This is a genomic window from Thomasclavelia sp., assembly GCF_047249845.1.
Taxonomy (GTDB): Bacteria; Bacillota_I; Bacilli_A; order Erysipelotrichales; family Coprobacillaceae; genus Thomasclavelia.
In genome coordinates this window covers 1-1640 of the sequence record NZ_JBKTWO010000181.1, presented here as the reverse complement: position 1 = coordinate 1640, position 1640 = coordinate 1, and the positions used below count along the sequence as shown (strand labels likewise).

Here is a 1640-nt window from a genome sequence, read left to right as displayed (position 1 = left end):
ATTTTTTACTATTAATACGAATCTTTAATTTCAACTTTATCTTTTACACAAATAATTCCCATCCAAACAAAACTAAACGCAATTAATCCAATGATCCATAAAGGTATTCCGCATATTATAATTTCACCAATCATAAGTTCAATTAATGTAAATACTATGACTGCAATTAAACCAAATTTATTCATAAAAACCGCCTCCTATAACAATGTATCTAATTATCCTAATAATATTACATCACATAATTTCCGGTTTTCTTTGTTAAAGTTATATTAAATTATAAAAAGGCAAACTGCCTTTTTATAATCAATATACAATTGGTACAAGATTAGTTAATATAGTGTGCATAAAGGTTATAATTTTTTTAACTACTTATACCTTATAACTATTATCACACAATAATCCTTTAACTTATATATTCATTTAGTTAAAATAATGTAAATAATTCATTAGTTAGTCTCATCTTTTTTTGCAAGATACACAATTCCTAACATCAAAGGCACAAAAAACAATAACATACCTCCCGATAAATTAGTATTTTTAGCTCCACCATAAGCAAAAATACTAGATATATTACTTCCAATTATCATCAATACTGTTAATGTTATCAGTTTCCCTTTCATTATCATCACTCCTTGATTATATTTTACTAAATCCATAAAACATAACCACTATAAACAATTAAAGATTAAGTTAAGATTTTGTTACTACCCCATTGCTACATCAAGAATCATCATTATTACAAAACCAATCGCAAAACCGATTGTTGCAATATTACTATGCTCCCCTTGACTCGCCTCAGGAATTAATTCCTCAACTACTACATATAACATCGCTCCAGCTGCAAAAGATAAAAAATATGGTAAAAATGGTGTTACATATTATGCTAATAAAATAGTAATAAAAGCTGCTATGGGTTCTACAATTCCTGAAGCAACCCCATATAAAAAAGCTTTATGTTTTTTCATTCCATTACTTTTTAATGGCATCGAAATAATCGCACCCTCTGGAAAATTTTGAATTGCAATTCCAAGCGATAAAGCAATCGCTCCAGCAAAAGTTAATTTCGCACTACCACTTAACATTCCCGCAAAAACTGTTCCTACTGCCATCCCTTCAGGAATATTATGCAACGTTACCGCTAATACTAGCATTGTTGAATTTTTTAAATTACTTTTCAATCCTTCTTTATTATTAACTAAATGCATATGTGGGATAGTATGGTCTAAAACTAATAAAAATAAAATTCCTAACATCAATCCCACTGCTGCAGGAACGAAAGATAGCCTTCCAAGATTTTCAGACATATCCATCGCTGGTATTAAAAGTGACCAAACCGATGCTGCCACCATCACCCCTGAAGCAAAGCCTAATAATATTTTTTGTCCTAAAGAGTTCATCTTATTTTTCAGAAAAAAAACACAGCCGGCTCCCAGTACAGGTCCTATAAAAGGAAGCATCAGACCTATAAATATTTCCATATCATCACTCTCTCTAATTTTTTATCATTGTATTATAAAAAATTATTTTTTACAAACAAAACGATTTTTATTTTTTAAACTCTAAAATCATATCATACCAAACTGCTCAACAGTGCTTAGAATCAGAAATCCCCAAATTAACATATCCAAACTTCTCATAGA

Annotated in this window: 2 protein-coding genes and 1 pseudogene; all 3 read right to left on the bottom strand. The window is 29.6% G+C overall.

All coding sequences use genetic code 11. The features are described from left to right. Window positions 1–11: 11 nt before the first annotated feature. Window positions 12–185 (bottom strand): hypothetical protein, encoded by a 174-nt coding sequence (locus ACLR9T_RS14590; protein ID WP_164475154.1) that lies wholly within the window; start codon window positions 183–185, stop codon window positions 12–14. Window positions 186–446: 261 nt separating this feature from the next. Further along, entirely contained in the window at window positions 447–620 is a 174-nt protein-coding gene (locus ACLR9T_RS14585) for a hypothetical protein (RefSeq protein WP_413110171.1), read from the bottom strand. Window positions 621–704: 84 nt separating this feature from the next. Further along, window positions 705–1478: pseudogene (locus tag ACLR9T_RS14580) on the bottom strand (ZIP family metal transporter). Window positions 1479–1640 lie beyond the last annotated feature (162 nt).

What these genes read in the sequence shown, in the direction of transcription:
- ACLR9T_RS14590 (WP_164475154.1), bottom strand. Translation starts at nt 185, where the DNA reads ATGAATAAATTTGGTTTAATTGCAGTCATAGTATTTACATTAATTGAA.
- ACLR9T_RS14585 (WP_413110171.1), bottom strand. Translation starts at nt 620, where the DNA reads ATGAAAGGGAAACTGATAACATTAACAGTATTGATGATAATTGGAAGT.